Origin of the sequence: Ferroglobus sp. (genome assembly GCF_015521575.1) — an archaeon.
GTDB lineage: Archaea > Halobacteriota > Archaeoglobi > Archaeoglobales > Archaeoglobaceae > Ferroglobus.
This window is the reverse complement of sequence record NZ_WANY01000095.1, coordinates 1-2,224: the sequence shown is the minus strand read 5'-3', so window position 1 is coordinate 2,224 and position 2,224 is coordinate 1. Positions and strand designations below refer to the sequence as shown.

The following is a 2,224-nucleotide window of genomic DNA, read 5'->3' as shown; positions in this document are numbered from 1 at the left end:
GAGAACATACGCTGCATTCATACTCGGACAGGGAAATAAAATTGCGGCTGCTACGCTGAAAGCGATCTCACTTTCAAAAGATTTGACGAGGGCAAAAGCGAAAAGAGGACTCCAGATAAAATTTAGGAAGAGGGAAGATAAAAGAGGCTGTAACCTCAGCTCCCGAATTCTCCCGAACCTAAATCCTATCATAGCTGGGAAAATTGTAAAGAAAACGAGAACCGTTATTACTTCGGAGAGTAGTTTCTGATTTTCAACAGGAAATTCCGTAAGTCTTCCTATCAAAACTCCAAGAGCCGCTGAAAGGAATGCGAAGTAAATTTTGCTCACTCGTGATAGGTTGGTAGATTTACTTATAGTGTTTACCTTTGAGCGACTTTTGTGTTGTCTTCCGGTGACATTTAAATGGCTTTGAACGAAAGACCTTAGCGAAAATTTTAAATATTAATTACGCTAACTTAAAGTTAGGATTACTAAGTTAAGGAGGTGATGTAAATGAGGATTTTCGACCCCTTTGAAGAGTTGAGGAGGATGCAGGAGAGGATGAGCAGACTGCTCGAAGAGTTTGACAGGTTTGCTTTCGAGAGAGAAATAACGGCGCCGCTTGATGTTATAGACGAGGGAGACAGATTTAGAATCGTTGTCGACCTGCCAGGATTCAACAAGGAGGACATAAACGTCTACGTGGAAAACGGAGACCTCGTGATTAAAGCTGAAAGAAAGGAGGAGAAAGAAGAGGAAGGTAAGAACTTCATCAGAAAAGAGAGAAAATACGGCGAGGTTTACAGGAGAGTCTCGTTGCCGAGCGAAGTCGACATTGATAAGATTTCAGCGAAGTACAACAACGGCGTTCTTGAGATAATCATTCCGAAGGTCGAAAAAGAAAAGAAGGTCATTAAAATAGAGTGATCGTTTTCTAAAAATTTTTAGAAATTCTTTCAATTTTGTGAAAATTTCATAAATTTTAAGCACTATTCTTAAACATCTTTAAATATCCTTCAAAAAGCTCCCACTCCATGGAGCCAAACAGCTGGATACTGACCTCAGCAGCCTTGGTAATGCTAATGGTCCCGGGACTTGCGCTGTTCTATGCTGGGATGGTAAGAAAGAAAAACGCCGTGAACATGATAATGCTTTCACTAATTTCATACGTTATAGTCAGTTTGCAGTGGGTTCTCTTCGGTTACAGCTTATCCTTTGGAGATGGAAGCGATTTCATCGGATTTCCTTCTCCAATGCCTGAAGACCTCTTCGCTTTCTATCAATTAACCTTCGCAGCCATCACTCTTGCGATTATAACCAGTGCTGCCGCGGAAAGAATGAAATTTTCCTCATTTATACTCTTCGGGCTGCTTTGGACAACCTTCGTTTATGATCCCTTTGCAAAATGGCTGTGGGGGAACGGGTGGCTTGCGAAACTTGGAGCTTTGGACTTTGCTGGAGGAGCTGTCGTTCACATAAGCTCTGGCTTCGGTGCATTAGCTCTCGCATTAGCTCTCGGAAATAGAGCTGGCTATGGGGAGCATGACATCGAGGCTCACAACATTCCGATGACCCTGCTTGGTGCTGGATTGCTCTGGTTCGGATGGTTTGGTTTCAACGGAGGAAGCGCTTTAGCGGTGAACGAAACTGCCGTTAGGGCGGTTATAGTTACGAACACAGCCGCCGCAACCGGAGCTTTGGTATGGCTTTTGATAAGTTTGAGGAGCGGAAGAGTTGGCTCGTTAGCCTTTGTTACTGGAGCGATAGCTGGACTCGCTTCCATAACTCCGGCAGCTGGTTTCGTTACGATTTGGCAGTCGATAGTCATAGGCATCATTGCTGGAGTTCTCTGCTACTATGCGATGGTTTTCAGGGTGAAGAGGAGGATAGATGAAAGCCTCGACGCTTGGGCGATCCACGGAGTTGGGGGAGCGATAGGAATGCTAATGCTCGGAGTGTTCAACGGAAACTTCGTTCCTCAGCTTGTAGCAGTAGTAGTAACGATAACCTACGCTTTCGTCGTTACATACATAATAGCCAAGATGGTTGATGCTGTAATTGGACTGAGGGTGAGCGAAGAGGAAGAGTACGTGGGCTTGGACATCTCCCAGCATGGAGAATAGGCGTACTCGTGAGGTGGTATGATGAAGAAAATCGAAGCGATAATAAGACCGGAAAGGTTTGAGAAAGTAAAGGAAGAGCTTGAAAGAAAGGGATTCGTTTCGATGACAGTCACTGAAGT

3 protein-coding genes and 1 pseudogene are annotated in these 2,224 nt (G+C 44.3%); 3 read left to right on the top strand and 1 reads right to left on the bottom strand.

Annotated elements, in window-relative coordinates; all coding sequences use genetic code 11:
* Nucleotides 1–330: pseudogene (locus F7C14_RS04070) on the bottom strand (hypothetical protein); the annotation flags it as partial.
* A gap of 165 nt (nucleotides 331–495) precedes the next feature.
* Between F7C14_RS04070 and F7C14_RS04065 the strand changes: the two are divergent.
* From F7C14_RS04065 to F7C14_RS11095, 3 genes are all read left to right on the top strand, one after another.
* A complete protein-coding gene (locus F7C14_RS04065; protein ID WP_290900173.1) occupies nucleotides 496–909 on the top strand; it encodes an Hsp20/alpha crystallin family protein in 414 nt (137 codons plus the stop codon).
* A gap of 107 nt (nucleotides 910–1,016) precedes the next feature.
* Entirely contained in the window at nucleotides 1,017–2,105 is a 1,089-nt protein-coding gene (locus F7C14_RS04060) for an ammonium transporter (RefSeq protein ID WP_290900172.1), read from the top strand.
* 21 nt (nucleotides 2,106–2,126) lie between these two features.
* Nucleotides 2,127–2,224 (top strand): P-II family nitrogen regulator (locus tag F7C14_RS11095; protein WP_367114331.1); only part of this gene is annotated, 98 nt, incomplete at its 3' end.

What these genes read in the sequence shown, in the direction of transcription:
- F7C14_RS04065 (WP_290900173.1), top strand. Translation starts at nt 496, where the DNA reads ATGAGGATTTTCGACCCCTTTGAAGAGTTGAGGAGGATGCAGGAGAGG.
- F7C14_RS04060 (WP_290900172.1), top strand. Translation starts at nt 1,017, where the DNA reads ATGGAGCCAAACAGCTGGATACTGACCTCAGCAGCCTTGGTAATGCTA.